The 15581-nt window shown below is 63.0% G+C and carries 15 protein-coding genes; 7 read left to right on the top strand and 8 right to left on the bottom strand.

Translation table 11 applies throughout. The annotated features are described in order from the left end of the window. Window positions 1–197: 197 nt before the first annotated feature. From ACL9RJ_RS15370 to ACL9RJ_RS15345, 6 genes are all read left to right on the top strand, one after another. Complete coding sequence (locus tag ACL9RJ_RS15370; protein ID WP_042934891.1) at window positions 198–1331, top strand: branched-chain amino acid ABC transporter substrate-binding protein; 1134 nt, start codon at window positions 198–200, stop codon at window positions 1329–1331. Window positions 1332–1504: 173 nt separating this feature from the next. Beyond that, window positions 1505–2419 carry an ABC transporter permease subunit gene (locus ACL9RJ_RS15365; RefSeq protein WP_017125038.1) on the top strand — a complete coding sequence of 305 codons (915 nt, stop codon included), beginning with the start codon at window positions 1505–1507 and terminating at the stop codon, window positions 2417–2419. A 3-nt stretch (window positions 2420–2422) separates the two neighbouring features. Then, a complete protein-coding gene (gene livM, locus ACL9RJ_RS15360; protein WP_422765437.1) occupies window positions 2423–3721 on the top strand; it encodes a high-affinity branched-chain amino acid ABC transporter permease LivM in 1299 nt (432 codons plus the stop codon). Then, window positions 3718–4593 (top strand): ABC transporter ATP-binding protein, encoded by an 876-nt coding sequence (locus ACL9RJ_RS15355; RefSeq protein ID WP_017125036.1) that lies wholly within the window; start codon window positions 3718–3720, stop codon window positions 4591–4593. Before livM ends, ACL9RJ_RS15355 begins: the two co-directional genes overlap by 4 nt. Then, a complete protein-coding gene (locus tag ACL9RJ_RS15350) occupies window positions 4590–5306 on the top strand; it encodes an ABC transporter ATP-binding protein (RefSeq protein ID WP_177108822.1) in 717 nt (238 codons plus the stop codon). Before ACL9RJ_RS15355 ends, ACL9RJ_RS15350 begins: the two co-directional genes overlap by 4 nt. Before the next feature lie 868 nt (window positions 5307–6174). Then, the gene (locus tag ACL9RJ_RS15345) at window positions 6175–6939 is read left to right on the top strand and encodes an SDR family oxidoreductase (RefSeq protein WP_017125034.1); all 765 of its coding nucleotides are present in this window, start codon (window positions 6175–6177) and stop codon (window positions 6937–6939) included. Window positions 6940–7086: 147 nt separating this feature from the next. Here ACL9RJ_RS15345 and ACL9RJ_RS15340 read toward each other — a convergent pair whose 3' ends face one another. The 7 genes from ACL9RJ_RS15340 to ACL9RJ_RS15310 form a co-directional block, all read right to left on the bottom strand. Further along, the gene (locus ACL9RJ_RS15340) at window positions 7087–8220 is read right to left on the bottom strand and encodes an AGE family epimerase/isomerase (protein ID WP_042935143.1); all 1134 of its coding nucleotides are present in this window, start codon (window positions 8218–8220) and stop codon (window positions 7087–7089) included. A gap of 72 nt (window positions 8221–8292) precedes the next feature. Further along, window positions 8293–8865: a HupE/UreJ family protein gene (locus ACL9RJ_RS15335; protein WP_103033011.1), complete on the bottom strand. Its 573-nt coding sequence runs from the start codon at window positions 8863–8865 to the stop codon at window positions 8293–8295. A 25-nt stretch (window positions 8866–8890) separates the two neighbouring features. Then, on the bottom strand, window positions 8891–9505 hold the full coding sequence (gene ureG, locus ACL9RJ_RS15330; RefSeq protein ID WP_017125686.1) for an urease accessory protein UreG: 615 nt from the start codon (window positions 9503–9505) through the stop codon (window positions 8891–8893). A 9-nt stretch (window positions 9506–9514) separates the two neighbouring features. Next, a complete protein-coding gene (locus ACL9RJ_RS15325) occupies window positions 9515–10189 on the bottom strand; it encodes an urease accessory protein UreF (RefSeq protein WP_017125685.1) in 675 nt (224 codons plus the stop codon). Beyond that, window positions 10186–10686, bottom strand: coding sequence for an urease accessory protein UreE (gene ureE / locus ACL9RJ_RS15320; protein WP_017125684.1), 501 nt, complete (start codon window positions 10684–10686; stop codon window positions 10186–10188). Before ureE ends, ACL9RJ_RS15325 begins: the two co-directional genes overlap by 4 nt. A 237-nt stretch (window positions 10687–10923) precedes the next feature. Then, window positions 10924–11556, bottom strand: coding sequence for a TetR family transcriptional regulator (locus ACL9RJ_RS15315; protein ID WP_017125683.1), 633 nt, complete (start codon window positions 11554–11556; stop codon window positions 10924–10926). Between the two features lie 165 nt (window positions 11557–11721). Further along, on the bottom strand, window positions 11722–12375 hold the full coding sequence (locus ACL9RJ_RS15310) for a hypothetical protein (RefSeq protein WP_422765436.1): 654 nt from the start codon (window positions 12373–12375) through the stop codon (window positions 11722–11724). 361 nt (window positions 12376–12736) lie between these two features. Between ACL9RJ_RS15310 and ACL9RJ_RS15305 the strand changes: the two genes are divergently transcribed. Then, the gene (locus tag ACL9RJ_RS15305; protein ID WP_017125681.1) at window positions 12737–14806 is read left to right on the top strand and encodes an AsmA family protein; all 2070 of its coding nucleotides are present in this window, start codon (window positions 12737–12739) and stop codon (window positions 14804–14806) included. 224 nt (window positions 14807–15030) lie between these two features. Here ACL9RJ_RS15305 and ACL9RJ_RS15300 read toward each other — a convergent pair whose 3' ends face one another. Further along, window positions 15031–15561 (bottom strand): ferritin-like domain-containing protein, encoded by a 531-nt coding sequence (locus ACL9RJ_RS15300; RefSeq protein WP_017125680.1) that lies wholly within the window; start codon window positions 15559–15561, stop codon window positions 15031–15033. Window positions 15562–15581: the final 20 nt, after the last annotated feature.

The raw sequence follows: 15581 nt of genomic DNA, 5'->3' as shown, positions 1-15581 counted from the left end.
GGTTGCACCTTTTGAAAAAATGGGTTTCACCTTCCGCGGTTTAGACGGTTGCACGCCCAGTTAAAAAGGGCCCGAAACAGTCCATAAAACAATAAGACAGCGACTTTTTGCAGAACAAAAAACCTATGGCACGCCCCTTGCTCTGAGCATTCAGTGAAGTCGCAGTGCCAACTAAAAAAACCTTGGAGCACCACCTCATGTCCCAGACGTTTTACAAGAAAGGCTTTGTAGCCCTCGCAGTGGCTGCTGCGTTGGGTGTTTCTGCGTTTGCTCAGGCTGATATCAAGATTGGCGTGGCAGGTCCCATGACCGGTGCCAACGCCGCCTTTGGCGAGCAGTACATGAAAGGTGCACAAGCGGCGGCCGATGCGGTCAACGCGGCGGGCGGCGTCAACGGCGAGAAGATCGTCCTGGTCAAGGGCGACGACGCCTGCGAACCGAAACAGGCGGTAACGGTCGCCAAGGACCTGGCCAACCAGAAAGTGGCCGGCGTCGTCGGGCACTTCTGCTCGTCCTCGACCATCCCGGCGTCGGAAATCTACGACGAGGCGGGCATCATCGCGATCACCCCCGGCTCCACCAACCCGCAGGTGACCGAGCGCGGCCTGAGCGCCATGTTCCGTATGTGCGGACGTGACGACCAGCAGGGCATCGTCGCCGGCGACTACATCGTCGACGTGCTCAAGGGCAAGAAAGTCGCGGTCATCCACGACAAGGACACCTACGGCCAGGGCCTGGCGGATGCCACCAAGGCGCAGCTTGAAAAGCGTGGCGTGAAGCCGGTGCTTTATGAAGGCCTGACCCGTGGCGAGAAGGACTTCAGTGCCCTGGTCACCAAGATCCGCGCGGCCGGTGCCGACGTGGTCTATTTCGGCGGCCTGCACCCGGAAGCCGGCCCGCTGGTCAAGCAACTGCGCACCGAAGGCCTGAAGGACGTCAAGTTCATGTCTGACGACGGTGTCGTGACCGACGAACTGGTGACCACCGCTGGTGGCCCGCAATACGTCGATGGCGTGTACATGACCTTCGGCGCCGACCCGCGCCTGCTGCCGGACAGCAAGGCGGTCGTGGAGCAGTTCCGCAAGGCCGGCACCGAGCCTGAAGGCTACACCCTGTACGCCTATGCTTCGATCCAGACACTGGCCGCCGGCTTCAACGGCGCCAAGTCGAACAAGGGCGAAGATGCGGCCAAATGGCTGAAATCGCACCCGGTCAAGACCGTGATGGGCGAAAAGACCTGGGACGCCAAGGGCGACCTGAAAGTCTCCGACTACGTGGTTTATCAGTGGGACAACACCGGCAAATACCATCAGCTGGAAAAACAGAAGTGACATGAAGGCTTGATCCGGCCGGCGCCCGCGGGGGCCGGCCGGTCGTCATGCGTGTTCGTGCAGTACCTGTCTTTTCTCGTAGAACTGCACATGGCTGTGCTGCGGCGGTGGTTGAACCCCGGTCCGTCGCGGTGCGCCTGCGTGCAGTCTCTCCAAATGCGTGAGATTGCGTTATGGATGGTATTTTCCTGCAGCAACTGGTCAACGGCCTGACCCTCGGGTCGGTCTATGGCCTGATCGCCATCGGCTACACAATGGTCTATGGCATCATCGGCATGATCAACTTCGCCCACGGCGAGGTTTACATGATTTCCGCTTACCTCGCGGCAATCAGTCTGGCTCTGCTGGCTTACTTCGGTATTGAATCCTTCCCGCTCCTGATGCTCGGTACCCTGATCTTCACCATCGTCGTCACCGGCGTCTATGGCTGGACCATCGAACGCATCGCCTACAAACCGCTACGCAACTCCACCCGCCTGGCCCCGCTGATCAGCGCCATCGGTATTTCGCTGATCCTGCAGAACTACGCACAGATCGCCCAGGGTCCGAAACAGCAAGGGGTTCCGACCCTGCTCACCGGCGCCTGGCGCATCGAGGTCGGTACCGGCTTCGTCCAGCTGACCTACACCAAGGTCTTTATCCTGATCGCCGCGTTCCTCGGCATGGGCCTGCTGACCTATGTCATCAAGTACACCAAGCTCGGTCGCATGTGCCGCGCGACCCAGCAAGACCGCAAGATGGCCTCGATCCTCGGGATCAACACCGACCGGGTGATCTCCTATGTGTTCGTCATCGGCGCGGCCATGGCGGCCCTGGCCGGCGTGCTGATCACCATGAACTACGGCACCTTCGACTTCTACGCCGGCTTCGTCATCGGGATCAAGGCGTTTACCGCCGCGGTGCTCGGCGGCATCGGCTCGTTGCCGGGCGCGATGCTCGGCGGGGTGATCCTCGGGATTTCCGAGTCGCTGTTCTCCGGTCTGGTCAACTCGGACTACAAGGACGTCTTCAGCTTCTCGCTGCTGGTCCTGGTCCTGGTCTTTCGGCCGCAAGGCCTGCTCGGCCGTCCTCTTGTGTCGAAGGTGTAAGCAATGTCCTCAGCCACTAAAAAATCGCTCGATATCAAAAAAAGCCTGGTGGATGCCATTCTTGCCGGCCTGATTGCCCTGATCGTCTTCGGTCCCATTGTCGGGATCGTCCTGGAGGGCTACAGCTTCAACCTGGAACCGGCCCGTGTTGCCTGGCTGGTGGCCATCGTGATGCTCGGCCGCTTTGCCCTGAGCCTGTTCCTGCAGACATCGAAGGGCCTGCGCATTCTCGACGGTTTCGAGAGCAGCGGCTCGGGCGTGCATGTGCTGGCGCCGGACTACAAGTCGCGCCTGCGCTGGATCATCCCGCTGATGATCGCCATCGCGGTGATCTTCCCGTTCTTCTCCAACTCCTACCTGCTGGGGGTGGTGATCCTCGGCCTGATCTACGTGCTGCTCGGGCTCGGCCTGAATATCGTGGTCGGCCTGGCGGGCCTGCTCGACCTCGGCTACGTGGCCTTCTACGCCATCGGTGCCTATGGCCTGGCGCTGGGTTATCAGTACCTGGGGCTGGGGTTCTGGACCGTCCTGCCACTGGCCGCCATCGCCGCCGCGATGGCCGGCTGCATCCTCGGCTTCCCGGTATTGCGCCTGCATGGCGACTATCTGGCCATCGTGACCCTGGGCTTCGGTGAAATCATCCGCCTGATCCTCAACAACTGGCTGTCGCTGACCGGTGGCCCGAACGGCATGCCGGCGCCGTTGCCGACCTTCTTCGGCCTGGAGTTCGGCAAGCGGGCGAAGGATGGCGGGATTCCGTTCCATGAATTCTTCGGGATCGCCTACAACCCGGATGTGAAGTTCTACTTCATCTACGCCGTGCTGTTCCTGGTGGTGCTGGCGGTGCTCTATATCAAGCACCGGCTGACCCGCATGCCGGTCGGCCGCGCCTGGGAAGCCCTGCGTGAAGACGAGATCGCCTGCCGCGCCATGGGTTTGAACCATGTGCTGGTGAAGCTTTCGGCGTTCACCCTCGGTGCCTCGACCGCGGGCCTGGCCGGGGTGTTCTTCGCCACCTACCAGGGCTTCGTCAACCCGACCTCGTTCACCTTCTTCGAATCGGCGCTGATCCTCGCCATCGTGGTGCTCGGCGGCATGGGCTCGACCATCGGCGTGGTGATCGCGGCGTTTGTCCTGACCGTCGCCCCGGAGTTGCTGCGCAGTTTCGCCGAATACCGCGTGCTGCTGTTTGGCGTCTTGATGGTGTTGATGATGATCTGGCGCCCCCGTGGCCTGATCCGCATCAGCCGGACCGGTGTCACCCCGCGTAAAGGCGCTTTGCACGAGGGAGCCGCGCAATGAACGATGAAATCATTCTGTCGGTCGAGAAGCTGATGATGCACTTCGGTGGGATCAAGGCCCTCAGCGACGTCAGCCTGCAAGTCAAACGCAACTCGATCTTCGCCCTGATCGGTCCCAACGGGGCCGGCAAGACCACCGTGTTCAACTGCCTGACCGGGTTCTACAAGGCTTCCGGCGGCCGCATCGAGCTCAATACCCGTGGCGAGGTGACCAATGTCATCAAGCTGCTCGGCGAGTCTTTCCGCGTCAGCGACTTCGTGTCGCCGAAGACCTTCGCCAGCCGGCTCTACTACAAGATGTTCGGCGGTACCCACCTGGTCAACCGGGCGGGACTGGCGCGGACCTTCCAGAACATCCGCCTGTTCAAGGAAATGTCGGTGCTGGAAAACCTGCTGGTGGCCCAGCACATGTGGGTCAATCGCAACATGCTGGCCGGCATCCTCAACACCAGGGGCTATCGTCAGGCCGAGAGCGACGCGCTGGACACGGCGTTCTACTGGCTGGAAGTGGTCGACCTGGTGGACTGCGCCAACCGCCTGGCCGGTGAGCTTTCCTATGGCCAGCAGCGTCGTCTGGAAATCGCCCGGGCCATGTGCACGCGGCCGCAGATCATCTGCCTCGACGAGCCGGCGGCCGGCCTCAACCCTCAGGAAACCGAAGCGCTGAGCGCGATGATCCGGCTGCTGCGCGACGAGCACGATCTGACCGTGGTGCTGATCGAACACGACATGGGCATGGTAATGAGCATTTCCGACCACATCGTGGTGCTGGACCACGGCAACGTGATCGCCCAGGGCGGGCCCGAGGCGATCCGCAATGACCCGAAAGTGATCGCGGCCTACCTGGGTGCGGACGAAGAGGAGCTGGTATGAGTCAACCTATCCTCGAACTCAAGGACCTGGACGTGTTCTACGGTCCGATCCAGGCCCTGAAAAAAGTCTCGCTGCATATCGACGAAGGCGAAACCGTGAGCCTGATCGGCTCCAACGGCGCGGGCAAGTCGACGCTGCTGATGTCGATCTTCGGCCAGCCCCGGGCGGCGAGTGGGCAGATCCTCTACCGTGGCGTCGATATCACCCACAAGTCCTCCCACTACATCGCTTCCAACGGCATTGCCCAGTCGCCGGAAGGCCGGCGGGTGTTCCCCGACATGACCGTGGAAGAGAACCTGCTGATGGGCACCATCCCGATTGGCGACAAGTTCGCCGCCGAGGATATGCAGCGCATGTTCGAGCTGTTCCCCCGGCTCAAGGAGCGGCGCAACCAGCGGGCCATGACCATGTCCGGTGGCGAGCAGCAGATGCTCGCCATTGCCCGGGCCCTGATGAGCCGGCCCAAGCTGTTGCTGCTGGATGAGCCGAGCCTGGGCCTGGCGCCGATCGTGGTGAAGCAGATCTTCGCCACCCTGCGGGAACTGGCGGCCTCGGGCATGACCATCTTCCTCGTGGAGCAGAATGCCAACCACGCGCTCAAGCTGTCGGACCGGGCCTATGTGATGGTCAACGGACAGATCCGCCTCAGTGGCACCGGCAAGGAACTGCTGGTCAACGAGGAGGTGCGCAACGCTTATCTGGGCGGGCATTAAGCCTTTACCGGAGAGGTAACAGCAGGGCACGGTCACTGTAGGAGCTGGCTTGCCAGCGAAGAGGCCAGCAAGTCTTGCAGTGCCCAAAAGGACACCATCGCCAGCAAGCCGGCTCCTGCAGGTTATGTGCAACCTTGAAGCGCCCCGTGATCCTCGGATCCGGGGCGTTTTTCATATCCACAGCGGCGCCGCGAAATTGTGGACAACAAAATTGGAAACTTCGTAAAACGCGACATAAAGCCGCTGCAAACAGTTGTTTTGTCACAGTTTTGACTTGTCCCCGTTTGCTGTGGAGGTGGCTGTGGGTAACGTGGGAGTACCTCGCTACAGGCCTTTGAAATCGTGGCTTGTAGCCTGTTGTGTGTTTTTTGATCAGTGGTTTTTGCGCAAGTCTCCGAGGTATTTGTCAACAGATTTGTTGCTGTGCAACCCGTGCCGGAACGGGGTTGTCCAGCCTGTGGATAACTCTGTGGGCAAACTCTGGAAAGACCGCCGCGAGCAGCGTAGTTACTGGCCTGGAGCCACCCCTTTGAAATCGGCCGGATGAGCTGTTCCGGCGACCGCTGCATACGGGGTCGTCCGGGGTCAAGCAAAAAACTTTTGAAACAGGGCCGCAAGCCTTGTGGATAGAGGGCTCGACGCCTTTCGACTTGCCCCCAGAGACTGTGGACGGGACTGTGGATAAGGTGCGCACATCAGGCGCCAGGGCCCGGCCCGCCTGTCTTGGCGGTGATTGATCGTTTTTTGTACAGTGACGCCGAGGAGGGCGTGACGAACGGGTAGAGTTGCTGGCCTCACTCAGGCCGGGCATGCTGGGCAACGACCGACTTTATTTCTGGCTGTAACCAGGCCGAGCAAGGAGAACATGATGACATCCACGCTGTTTATCACGGGCGCCACTTCGGGTTTTGGCGAGGCTTGTGCCCGCCGTTTTGCCGAGGCCGGTTGGAAATTGGTGCTGACCGGGCGTCGCGAAGAGCGCCTCAACGCCCTCTGCGCCGAGTTGTCCAAGCAGACCGAAGTCCATGGCCTGGTGCTCGACGTGCGTGACCGCAAGGCCATGGAAACCGCCATCGCCAACCTGCCGCCGAGTTTCAGCACCCTGCGCGGGCTGATCAACAACGCCGGCCTGGCCCTGGGCGTGGACCCGGCGCCCAAGTGCGACCTGGACGACTGGGACACCATGGTCGATACCAACATCAAGGGCCTGATGTACAGCACCCGCCTGCTGCTGCCGCGGCTGATCGCCCATGGCCGTGGCGCCGGGATCATCAACCTGGGCTCGATTGCCGGCAACTACCCGTACCCGGGCAGCCATGTGTATGGCGCGAGCAAGGCATTCGTCAAACAGTTCTCCCTGAACCTGCGTTGCGACCTGCAGGGCACGGGCGTGCGGGTGACCAATATCGAGCCGGGGCTGTGTGAGAGCGAGTTCTCGCTGGTGCGCTTCGCCGGTGACCAGGCGCGGTATGACGCGACCTACGCCGGCGCCGAGCCGATCCAGCCGCAGGATATCGCCGACACCATCTTCTGGGTGCTCAACACCCCGGCCCACGTCAATATCAACAGCCTGGAACTGATGCCGGTGAGCCAGACCTGGGCCGGGTTCGCCATCGAGCGCAACAAGGGCTGATCAAGGGATCTGTAGGAGCCGGCTTGCCGGCGATGGCGTCCGCACGGGCGGCGAATGGCTTGATGGCCTCATCGCTGGCAAGCCAGCTCCCACAAGTCTTCGGGTGTAGCCGATATCCGGTGTTAACCCGGACCCTGTAGGAGCCGGTCAACGCAGATAGTCGGCCAGGCCGTACAGGCAGGTCGCCAGATGGTAAGGCGTGGTCGATGGCATGTCCTCGCGGCTGACCACGCCTGTCGCGTCCAGGCATTCGTGCCAGCCGCCCGGATGCATGAAGTACTGCTGCAAGGCGGTCAGCTGACGCTGCAGGCGGGCCGAGTTATCCACACGCAGGGTCAACGCCCGCAGGTATTCGGCCTGGGCCCAGATCCGCCGGGTGCCATCGCGCACGGTGCCATCGAGCGCGAGCATGCCGCTGACCGCACCGCTGTGCGGATCGACCCCCGACTGCTCGGCGAACGCGAACGCGCGATCCAGCGAGCCATGCAGCGGCGTGTCGCGAAGCAGGGGAGACGACTCCAGCAGGAACAGCCATTCGAATTGATGGCCGGGTTCGAACCAGTTATCCACAGCCCCCAGCGGTTTCTCCAGCATCACGCCGTGGTGGCGGTCGATAAAACGTTGCTGCATGCCGGCGGCCAGGGCCAGCAGCGCGCTTTGCGTCGCTGCATCCTCGCGTACCGACAGGGTCGCCAGAAAGGCTTCGGCCAGGTGCATCAACGGGTTCTGCAACGGCCCGCTGCCCAGGGGCGACCAGTCGCGATCCAGGCTGGCTTCATACAGGCCGTCGCCATTGGCGAAGCGCACGGCGATCACTTCCAGGACGGCGTTGAGCACCGACTCCACCAGCGGTTCGCGGACCTTGTCCCAGTAATGGGCGCAGGCGAAGAGGATGAACGCGTGGGTGTAGAGGTCCTTGCGCGTATCCAGCGGCTTGCCTTGCGGATCGATGCTGTAGAACCAGCCGCCATGCTCGGCATCGTGGAAATGCCGTTGCAGCGAACGGAACAACGCCGCGGCGCGACCGGCGGCGTCGGGGAAGGCGCTGTCGCCGATCAGGCTGGAGAACAGATACAGCTGGCGGGCACAGGCCATCGCGCGATAGCGCTGTGGGGGCAGCGGGCGATGGCCGGCGTCCAGCGCCTCATAGGGCAATGCCAGTTCGGCATTCCACCCCGGGCCTTGCCACAGGGGCACGATCACCTGACGAAAGTGCCGTTGCAGCGCGGCGAACAGGGCGGTCAATTCAGGCTGGGAGGCAGAGCTGGAAACATCGGGCATCGGCTGGCGTCGTCAGGGCAAGGGCGTTTGCGCGACATGGTAACAGGCAGGCCAGCCTGGACACTATGATTCTCAGCCCGCGAGCAACCAGACCCCGGTCGCCGCCGAAGCCGCGCCGGCCAGTCGCACCAGCGGTGCCGCGGCTTGCGGCAATACCCGTACCACGACATAACCCAGCGCATGCAGGGCGGCTGTCGCCATCACGAAACCGGCGGCGTAGGCCCAGGGGCTCGACATCTCCGGCAACTCCAGGCCATGGGCGACGCCATGGAACAGGGCGAAGACGGCCGTTGCACCGATGGCCAGGCTCAACGGTGGTCGTACCGCCAGCGCCACGGCCAGGCCCAGGGCCAGTACCGAGGCGGCGATGCCGCTTTCCAGCGCCGGCAACTGCAGGCCTTCGAAGCCGAGCACGCCGCCGATCAGCATGGTGCCGACAAAGGTACACGGCAGCGCCCAGCGCGCCGCACCCCGTTGTTGCGCGGCCCAGAGACCGACTGCCAGCATGGCCAGCAAATGGTCGATGCCGCCGATCGGGTGTTCCACCCCTGCGAGCAGGCCGCTGTCCCCGTGTCCGGGGTGGGCGAAGGCCAGGGCCGGAGTGAGCAGCAGGGCAACGGCGCCGAAAAGCTTCTTGAGTGTCATGCACGGATTCCTCGTTGTTGATGGATCAGGCGGCGGTCAGCAGGCCCTGACGTTCGATAAAGGCCACGATGGCATCCAGGCCGAGCCCGGTTTTCTGGTTGCTGAACACGAACGGCTTGTCGCCGCGCATCCGCCGGGTGTCGCCATCCATCATTTCCAGGGAGGCGCCCACCAGCGGTGCGAGGTCGATCTTGTTGATCACCAGCAGGTCGGACTTGCAGATTCCCGGCCCGCCCTTGCGCGGCAGCTTGTCGCCGGCCGAGACATCGATCACATAGATCGTCAGGTCAGAGAGTTCCGGGCTGAAGGTCGCCGACAGGTTGTCGCCGCCGGATTCCACCAGGATCAGGTCCAGGCCCGGGAAGCGCCGGTTCAGCTGGTCCACGGCCTCGAGGTTGATCGAGGCATCCTCGCGGATCGCCGTGTGCGGGCAGCCACCGGTCTCCACGCCGATGATCCGCTCGGGCGCCAGGGCTTCGTTGCGCACCAGGAAGTCGGCGTCCTCGCGGGTATAGATGTCGTTGGTGACCACCGCCAGGTTGTAGCGGTCGCGCAGGGCCAGGCACAGGGCCAGGGTCAGGGCGGTCTTGCCGGAGCCGACGGGGCCACCGATACCGACACGCAAGGGTTGTGCGTTCATTTTTCTCTCCTAGGAACGAAACAGGCGGCTGTACTGGCGCTCATGGGCCATGCACGCCAGGGACAGGCCGAAGGCGGCGCTGCCGATTTGTCGCGGATCTTGTGCCGTGGCCGATTGCTGCGCCTGTTGCAGCAGCGGCAGCAGTTCGCTGGTCAGGCGCTGGGCGGCCTGCTGGCCCAGGGGCAGGGTTTTCATCAGCACCGCCAGCTGGTTTTCCAGCCAGCTCCAGAGCCAGGCGGCCAGGGCATCCTGGGGACTGATCCGCCAGGCCCGGGCGGCCAGGGCCCAGCCGAGGGCCAGGTGCGGTTCGGCTTGCCCGGCGAGAAAGGCGCGGGCGGCGTCATCGAGTTCCGGCAGGCCATTGAGCAACTGTTGCAGGGAATAGCCCATTTGCCGGCTCTCCTGATACAGCTCTCGGGTTTCACGACTGGCGCGGTGTTCTTCGCCCAGTTGCCGCAGCGTGGCCCAGTCGGCGGCGGCTGCCGCGTTGCAATGGGCGAGCAGCAGCGGCGCTTCGAAACGGGCGAGGTTGAGCAGCAACTGGTCGCTGATCCAGCGCCGGGCGCTGGCCGGATCCGTGACCCGGGCCTGCTCCACGGCCATTTCCAGCCCTTGGGAGTAGCTGTAGCCGCCAATCGGTAATTGCGGGCTGGCCAGGCGCAGCAGCGCCCAGGCCGGATTCATGTGCGGACACCAAACTGGTGCAGGCGCGGCGGGTAGTTGAAGTCCTCGTCGCCATGTCGGGAGTGGTGATGGCCGCCGCCATAGGCGCCGTGTTCCGGCTGGAACGGGGCTTCGAGGGTTTCGGTCCGGGCGCCGAGCTGTTCGAGCATGGCCTTGAGCACATAGTCGTCGAGCAGGCGCAGCCAGCCATCGCCGACTTGCAGGGCGACATGGCGGTTACCCAGGTGATAGGCCGCGCGGGTCAGTTCGAAGGCATTGCTGCAGGTGACATGCAGCAGTTGTTCGGGCCGGGCGCAGACCCGCACGATACGGCCGTCCTGGGCTTCCAGGCATTCGCCGTCGTACAGGGGGGGCTGACCGCGTTCGAGGAACAGTCCGACATCTTCACCCTCGGCGCTGAAACAGCGCAGGCGGCTTTTGCTGCGGGCTTCGAAGTTCAGGTGCAACTCGGCGGCCCAGGTGGGCTGAGGTTCGATTCTTCTATGAATCACCAGCATCGGGAGGCTTCCAGCAGTGAGCAATGCTTGAGCTAGAGCAAGGGGCTTGCCAATCGGGCGAAACGTAGGAAAGCCCTGTCAGAAAGCACGGAGCGCCTGAAAAGGGAGCGTAGCGGTGTTTCTGAATGTTTCAAGATGGTGCGCGATGGTATTTTTGGCTCTGTTCCGGTGCGTCTTTCGCTCCAGGGCCTCTTCGCGGGCAAGCCCGCTCCCACAGGTCCGCTCCCCCGGGCTGCGTTACTCGGTGCTGCCCAGGCCCTGCCAGTGTTTCAAGCCGATAAAGATGAAGCGCAGTTGCTGGGTGATCTTGGCTTGCGGCGTCAGGTGCTCGGGCAGCGGTTCGAGGGGCGGGTCGATGATTTCCGGCAAGGTGGCGAACACGCTCTTGACGATCAGGTCGGCCATGACCGCCAGGCCGGCGGCGTCCAGGTGCTGCAGCTTGGGCATGAAGGTCAGGTCGGCGGCCAGGTCCGAACTGATATGTTCGCGCAGGATGCCGATGGCCTGGCGCACGCGCAATGATCCGCCGTACTGCTCGCGGGCGAGAAACAGGAATTGCGAGCGGTTCATCGCCACGACATCGAGGAAGATCCTCACCGAGGCATCGATGATGCCGCCCATGACGAACTCGTTGTGCCGGACCAGCCGGATGGTTTCTCGGAAGGTCTGGCCGACTTCGCTGACCAGCGCCAGGCCGAGCTGGTCCATATCGTCGAAATGCCGATAGAAGCCGGTCGGCACGATGCCGGCGGTTTTTGCCACTTCCCGCAGGCTGAGGCTGCCAAACCCACGCCCACCCTCCATCAGATGGCGCGCGGCGTCCATCAGGGCATGGCGGGTCTGTTGTTTCTGTTCGGCACGGGGCAGCATCGGGAGGGGCGTTTTTCTGGAGGACAAGAGCGGGGCACTCTAGCAAATCAGCTTTGCCGGCGTCGAACGCGGCGATGCAACTGGCGGGTGATGCGATGAACCGGTGCTGCAGAAATGTCAAAGCCCGATCCAGGGGACCGGGCTTTGTTCCAGGCCAGCATGGCCTTAGCTCAAGGACTGGTGACGTTCGGCCAGGCGATCGGCACCGCCTTCGGTGATCAGGCCTTTGTCTTTCAGGCGATCGTTGCCACCTTCAGCCAGGGTCTGGCCTTGTGGAGTGCGGTCGCTACCATCGGCAGCCAGGGTCTGGCCTTGTGGAGTGCGGTCGCTACCGTCGGCAGCCAGGGTCTGGCCTTGTGGAGTGCGGTCGCTACCATCGGCAGCCAGGGTCTGGCCTTGTGGGGTGCGGTCGCTACCGTCGGCAGCCAGGGTCTGGCCTTGTGGGGTGCGGTCGCTACCATCGGCAGCCAGGGTCTGGCCTTGTGGAGTGCGGTCGCTACCATCGGCAGCCAGGGTCTGGCCTTGTGGGGTACGGTCGCTACCATCGGCAGCCAGGGTCTGACCTTGTGGGGTGCGCTCGGTACCGTCGGAAGCCAGGGAGCGGATTTGTGGGGCACGGTCAGAGGTGTCGTCGGCGGCAGCCTGGGTCTGGCCTTGTGGCGTGCGATCCGAACCATCCGCGGCCAGGGTGTTCAGCGACTGGCTGACAGTGGCGTGGCTGGCTTGTGCCTGAGGTGCGGCTTGTTCGCGGGCTGGCAAGGCATAGGCGTTGGCAGCAAGGACGGCAAGGGTGAGGCTGAGCAGTAATTGGCGTTTCATGATCGGTTGCTCCGTAGGAGGGCGAGAAAGTGGGTACGAAGCTAATGCTACTCTTGCAAAGTCGATATAAAAGTTCATAAAGACAATGGTAATAATCAACGGAATTGATTGTTCTACCCAAACCCCTCTAGGTCGGTGCTTTCCGGGCGTTACCGGTGCTCCGTATTGGGTATTTTCTACCCATGCTTGCGCCATGGCAGGGCGTCGGCGGAACAAAAAACTGTCTGATTGGTCAGCTCCGGCGGCCTTGGATTTGTCGATCAATGGTCTTTTTCATTAAACCTTGGCGGGTGTTTGTCAGTCGTAAAGGTATTCCGCGTCGCTTTTTGGACGTTCAGTTGTCATCAGGAGCCCCCGTGCAATGACGCGCACTCGAAAAATCCTCGCCTGGACCAGCGCCAGCCTGGTCCTGCTGCTGGCGGTGCTGGTGGCGATCATCGCGTTCTTCGATTGGAACCGGGTCAAGCCACCGATCAATGCCAAAGTCTCCGAGATCCTGCATCGGCCGTTCGCCATCAATGGCGACCTGGCGGTGCGCTGGCAGCGTGAGCCCGACGAGGGCGGCTGGCGGGCCTGGTTGCCTTGGCCCCATGTGATTGCCGAAGACCTCACGCTGGGCAATCCGGACTGGTCGAAGACCCCGCAGATGGTCGAGCTCAAGCGCGTCGAGTTGCGGCTGTCGCCGTTGCCGCTGCTGGCGCAACGGGTGGTGATCCCGCGGATCGACCTGACCGAGCCGAATGCGAGCCTCGAACGCCTGGCCGATGGTCGCGCCAACTGGACGTTCCAGTTCGACCCCAAGGACCCGAACGAGCAGCCATCCAGCTGGGTGGTGGATATCGGTGCCATCGGCTTCGACAAGGGCCATGTGACCCTGGATGACAAAAGCCTGAACACCCGGCTCGACCTGCTGATCGATCCGCTGGGCAAGCCCGTTCCGTTCAGCGATATCGTCGGTGACAGCGCGGCGAAGAAGGCCCGGGAAAAGGGCGTCGCGCCGCAGGACTATGCGTTCGCGCTGAAGGTCAAGGGCCAGTACCACGGCCAGAATCTCGCCGGTACCGGCAAGGTCGGCGGCCTGCTGGCGTTGCAGGACGCGACCAGGCCCTTCCCGGTGCAGGCCGATGTGAAAATCGCCGACACCCGTATCGCCGTCGCCGGTACCCTGACCGACCCGCGCAACCTTGGCGCCCTGGACCTGCGCCTGACGCTGGCCGGGAGCAGCCTGGGCAACCTCTACCCGCTGACCGGGGTGACCCTGCCCGACTCGCCGGCCTATGAAACCGACGGCCATCTGATTGCGCGGCTGCATGAGCCGGGCGGGGCGACCTTCACCTACGAGAAGTTCAACGGCAAGATCGGCACCAGCGACATCCACGGTGACCTGGCCTATGTCGCCAGCCAGCCGCGGCCCAAGCTCAGCGGCGTGCTGGTGTCGAACCAACTGCTGATGACCGACCTGGCGCCGCTGATCGGCGCCGATTCAAATGCCAAGCAGAAGGCCCGTGGTGGCGAGAGCAAGCAGCCCGCGGACAAGGTCCTGCCGGTGGAAGAGTTCCGCACCGAGCGCTGGCGCGATATGGATGCCGATGTGGAGTTCACCGGCAAGCGTATCGTCCACAGCGCGGAGTTGCCCTTCACCGATCTCTATACCCACCTGGTGCTCACCGACGGCGAACTGAGCCTCGAGCCCCTGCGTTTCGGCGTGGCGGGCGGCAAGCTCGATGCGCAGATCCGCCTCAATGGTCGTACGGCGCCGATGCAGGGGCGGGCCCGGTTGACCGCGCGCAACTTCAAGCTCAAGCAACTGTTCCCGACCTTCGAGCCGATGAAGACCAGCTTCGGCGAGCTCAATGGCGATGCCGACATCAGCGGCACCGGCAACTCGGTGGCCAAGCTGCTGGGCACGTCCAATGGCGACCTGAAGATGCTGGTCAACGACGGTGCGATCAGTCGTGGCCTGATGGAGATCGCCGGGCTCAATGTCGGCAACTACGTGGTCGGCAAGATCTTTGGCGACAAGGAAGTGAAGATCAACTGTGCGGCCGCGGACCTGGGGATCAAGAGCGGTCTGGCGACTACCCGGCTGTTTGTCTTCGATACCGAGAACGCGATCATCTATATCGATGGCACGGCGAATTTCGCCAATGAGCAGCTGGACCTGAAGATCAGTCCCGAATCCAAGGGCTTCCGCCTGTTGTCCCTGCGTTCGCCCCTGTATGTGCGTGGCAAGTTCATCAAGCCCGATGCCGGTGTGCAGGCGGTGCCGCTGTTGCTGCGGGGCGCGGGCATGGTTGCCCTGGGCGTGATCGCCGGCCCGGCGGCGGGACTGCTGGCGCTGGTGGCGCCCAGTGGCGACGTGCCGAATCAGTGCGCGCCGTTGCTGGAGCAGATGAAGTCGGGCAAGGCGCCCAAGACCGTCCGCAATTGAAGGCCGGCCTCGGCCTGCTGCGCGTTGCAGGGTCGGATTGTGGTAGTGGGCTTGTCTGGGAGTAAGCCATGTGGGAGCGGGCTTGCCCGCGAATCCTGAGAACGCCGCGCTGTATCAGGTACACCGCGGCATCTTCTTCGCGGGCAAGCCCGCTCCCACAGGTGCTGCCCCCCATCCTCCCACAGGTGCTCCCTGCTTCCACAAGGGGCAGATGTTTCCGTGATTCAGAGGTCTTTCAGGATATCCGCCATATCATCGGCATGTTCTTCTTCCTGGGCGAGGATGTCCTCGAAGATCCGCCGCGTGGTCGGGTCCTGGTCGCCGATGAACTGGATGATCTCGCGGTAACTGTCCACGGCGATGCGTTCGGCCACCAGGTCTTCATAGACCATTTCCTTGAGGGTCTTGCCGGCCACGTACTGGGCATGGGAGTGCTGGGACAGCAGGTCCGGATTGAATTCCGGTTCGCCACCCAGTTGCACGATGCGTTCGGCCAGGCGGTCGGCATGGGCCATTTCCTGGTTGGCATGCTCGAGGAACTCGTCGGCGGCGACGCTGGCCTTGAGACCGGTGGCCATGAAGTAGTGACGTTTGTAGCGCAGGGTGCAGACCAGCTCGGTGGCCAGCGATTCGTTGAGCAGCCGCAGGATCTCGTCGCGGTCTGCGCTGTAGCCTTCGGTGACGGCACCGTTTTCGACGTTCTTGCGGGCGCGTTCACGAAGGGTGGTTACATCGGACAAATGCATGTCGCTCATCTCGATCTCCTGACTAATCC

The sequence above is a fragment of the Pseudomonas sp. Mn2068 genome, from assembly GCF_049319725.1.
In the GTDB taxonomy this organism is placed as follows: domain Bacteria; phylum Pseudomonadota; class Gammaproteobacteria; order Pseudomonadales; family Pseudomonadaceae; genus Aquipseudomonas; species Aquipseudomonas gingeri.
This window is presented reverse-complemented; position numbering and strand designations above follow the sequence as displayed.

Coding starts and splice junctions, on each gene's coding strand:
- livM (WP_422765437.1), top strand. CDS start 2,423: ATGTCCTCAGCCACTAAAAAATCGCTCGATATCAAAAAAAGCCTGGTG.
- ACL9RJ_RS15350 (WP_177108822.1), top strand. CDS start 4,590: ATGAGTCAACCTATCCTCGAACTCAAGGACCTGGACGTGTTCTACGGT.
- ureE (WP_017125684.1), bottom strand. CDS start 10,686: ATGCTGGTGATTCATAGAAGAATCGAACCTCAGCCCACCTGGGCCGCC.
- ACL9RJ_RS15305 (WP_017125681.1), top strand. CDS start 12,737: ATGACGCGCACTCGAAAAATCCTCGCCTGGACCAGCGCCAGCCTGGTC.
- ACL9RJ_RS15325 (WP_017125685.1), bottom strand. CDS start 10,189: ATGAATCCGGCCTGGGCGCTGCTGCGCCTGGCCAGCCCGCAATTACCG.
- ACL9RJ_RS15310 (WP_422765436.1), bottom strand. CDS start 12,375: ATGAAACGCCAATTACTGCTCAGCCTCACCCTTGCCGTCCTTGCTGCC.
- ACL9RJ_RS15345 (WP_017125034.1), top strand. CDS start 6,175: ATGACATCCACGCTGTTTATCACGGGCGCCACTTCGGGTTTTGGCGAG.
- ureG (WP_017125686.1), bottom strand. CDS start 9,505: ATGAACGCACAACCCTTGCGTGTCGGTATCGGTGGCCCCGTCGGCTCC.
- ACL9RJ_RS15300 (WP_017125680.1), bottom strand. CDS start 15,561: ATGAGCGACATGCATTTGTCCGATGTAACCACCCTTCGTGAACGCGCC.
- ACL9RJ_RS15355 (WP_017125036.1), top strand. CDS start 3,718: ATGAACGATGAAATCATTCTGTCGGTCGAGAAGCTGATGATGCACTTC.
- ACL9RJ_RS15335 (WP_103033011.1), bottom strand. CDS start 8,865: ATGACACTCAAGAAGCTTTTCGGCGCCGTTGCCCTGCTGCTCACTCCG.
- ACL9RJ_RS15315 (WP_017125683.1), bottom strand. CDS start 11,556: ATGCTGCCCCGTGCCGAACAGAAACAACAGACCCGCCATGCCCTGATG.
- ACL9RJ_RS15365 (WP_017125038.1), top strand. CDS start 1,505: ATGGATGGTATTTTCCTGCAGCAACTGGTCAACGGCCTGACCCTCGGG.
- ACL9RJ_RS15370 (WP_042934891.1), top strand. CDS start 198: ATGTCCCAGACGTTTTACAAGAAAGGCTTTGTAGCCCTCGCAGTGGCT.
- ACL9RJ_RS15340 (WP_042935143.1), bottom strand. CDS start 8,220: ATGCCCGATGTTTCCAGCTCTGCCTCCCAGCCTGAATTGACCGCCCTG.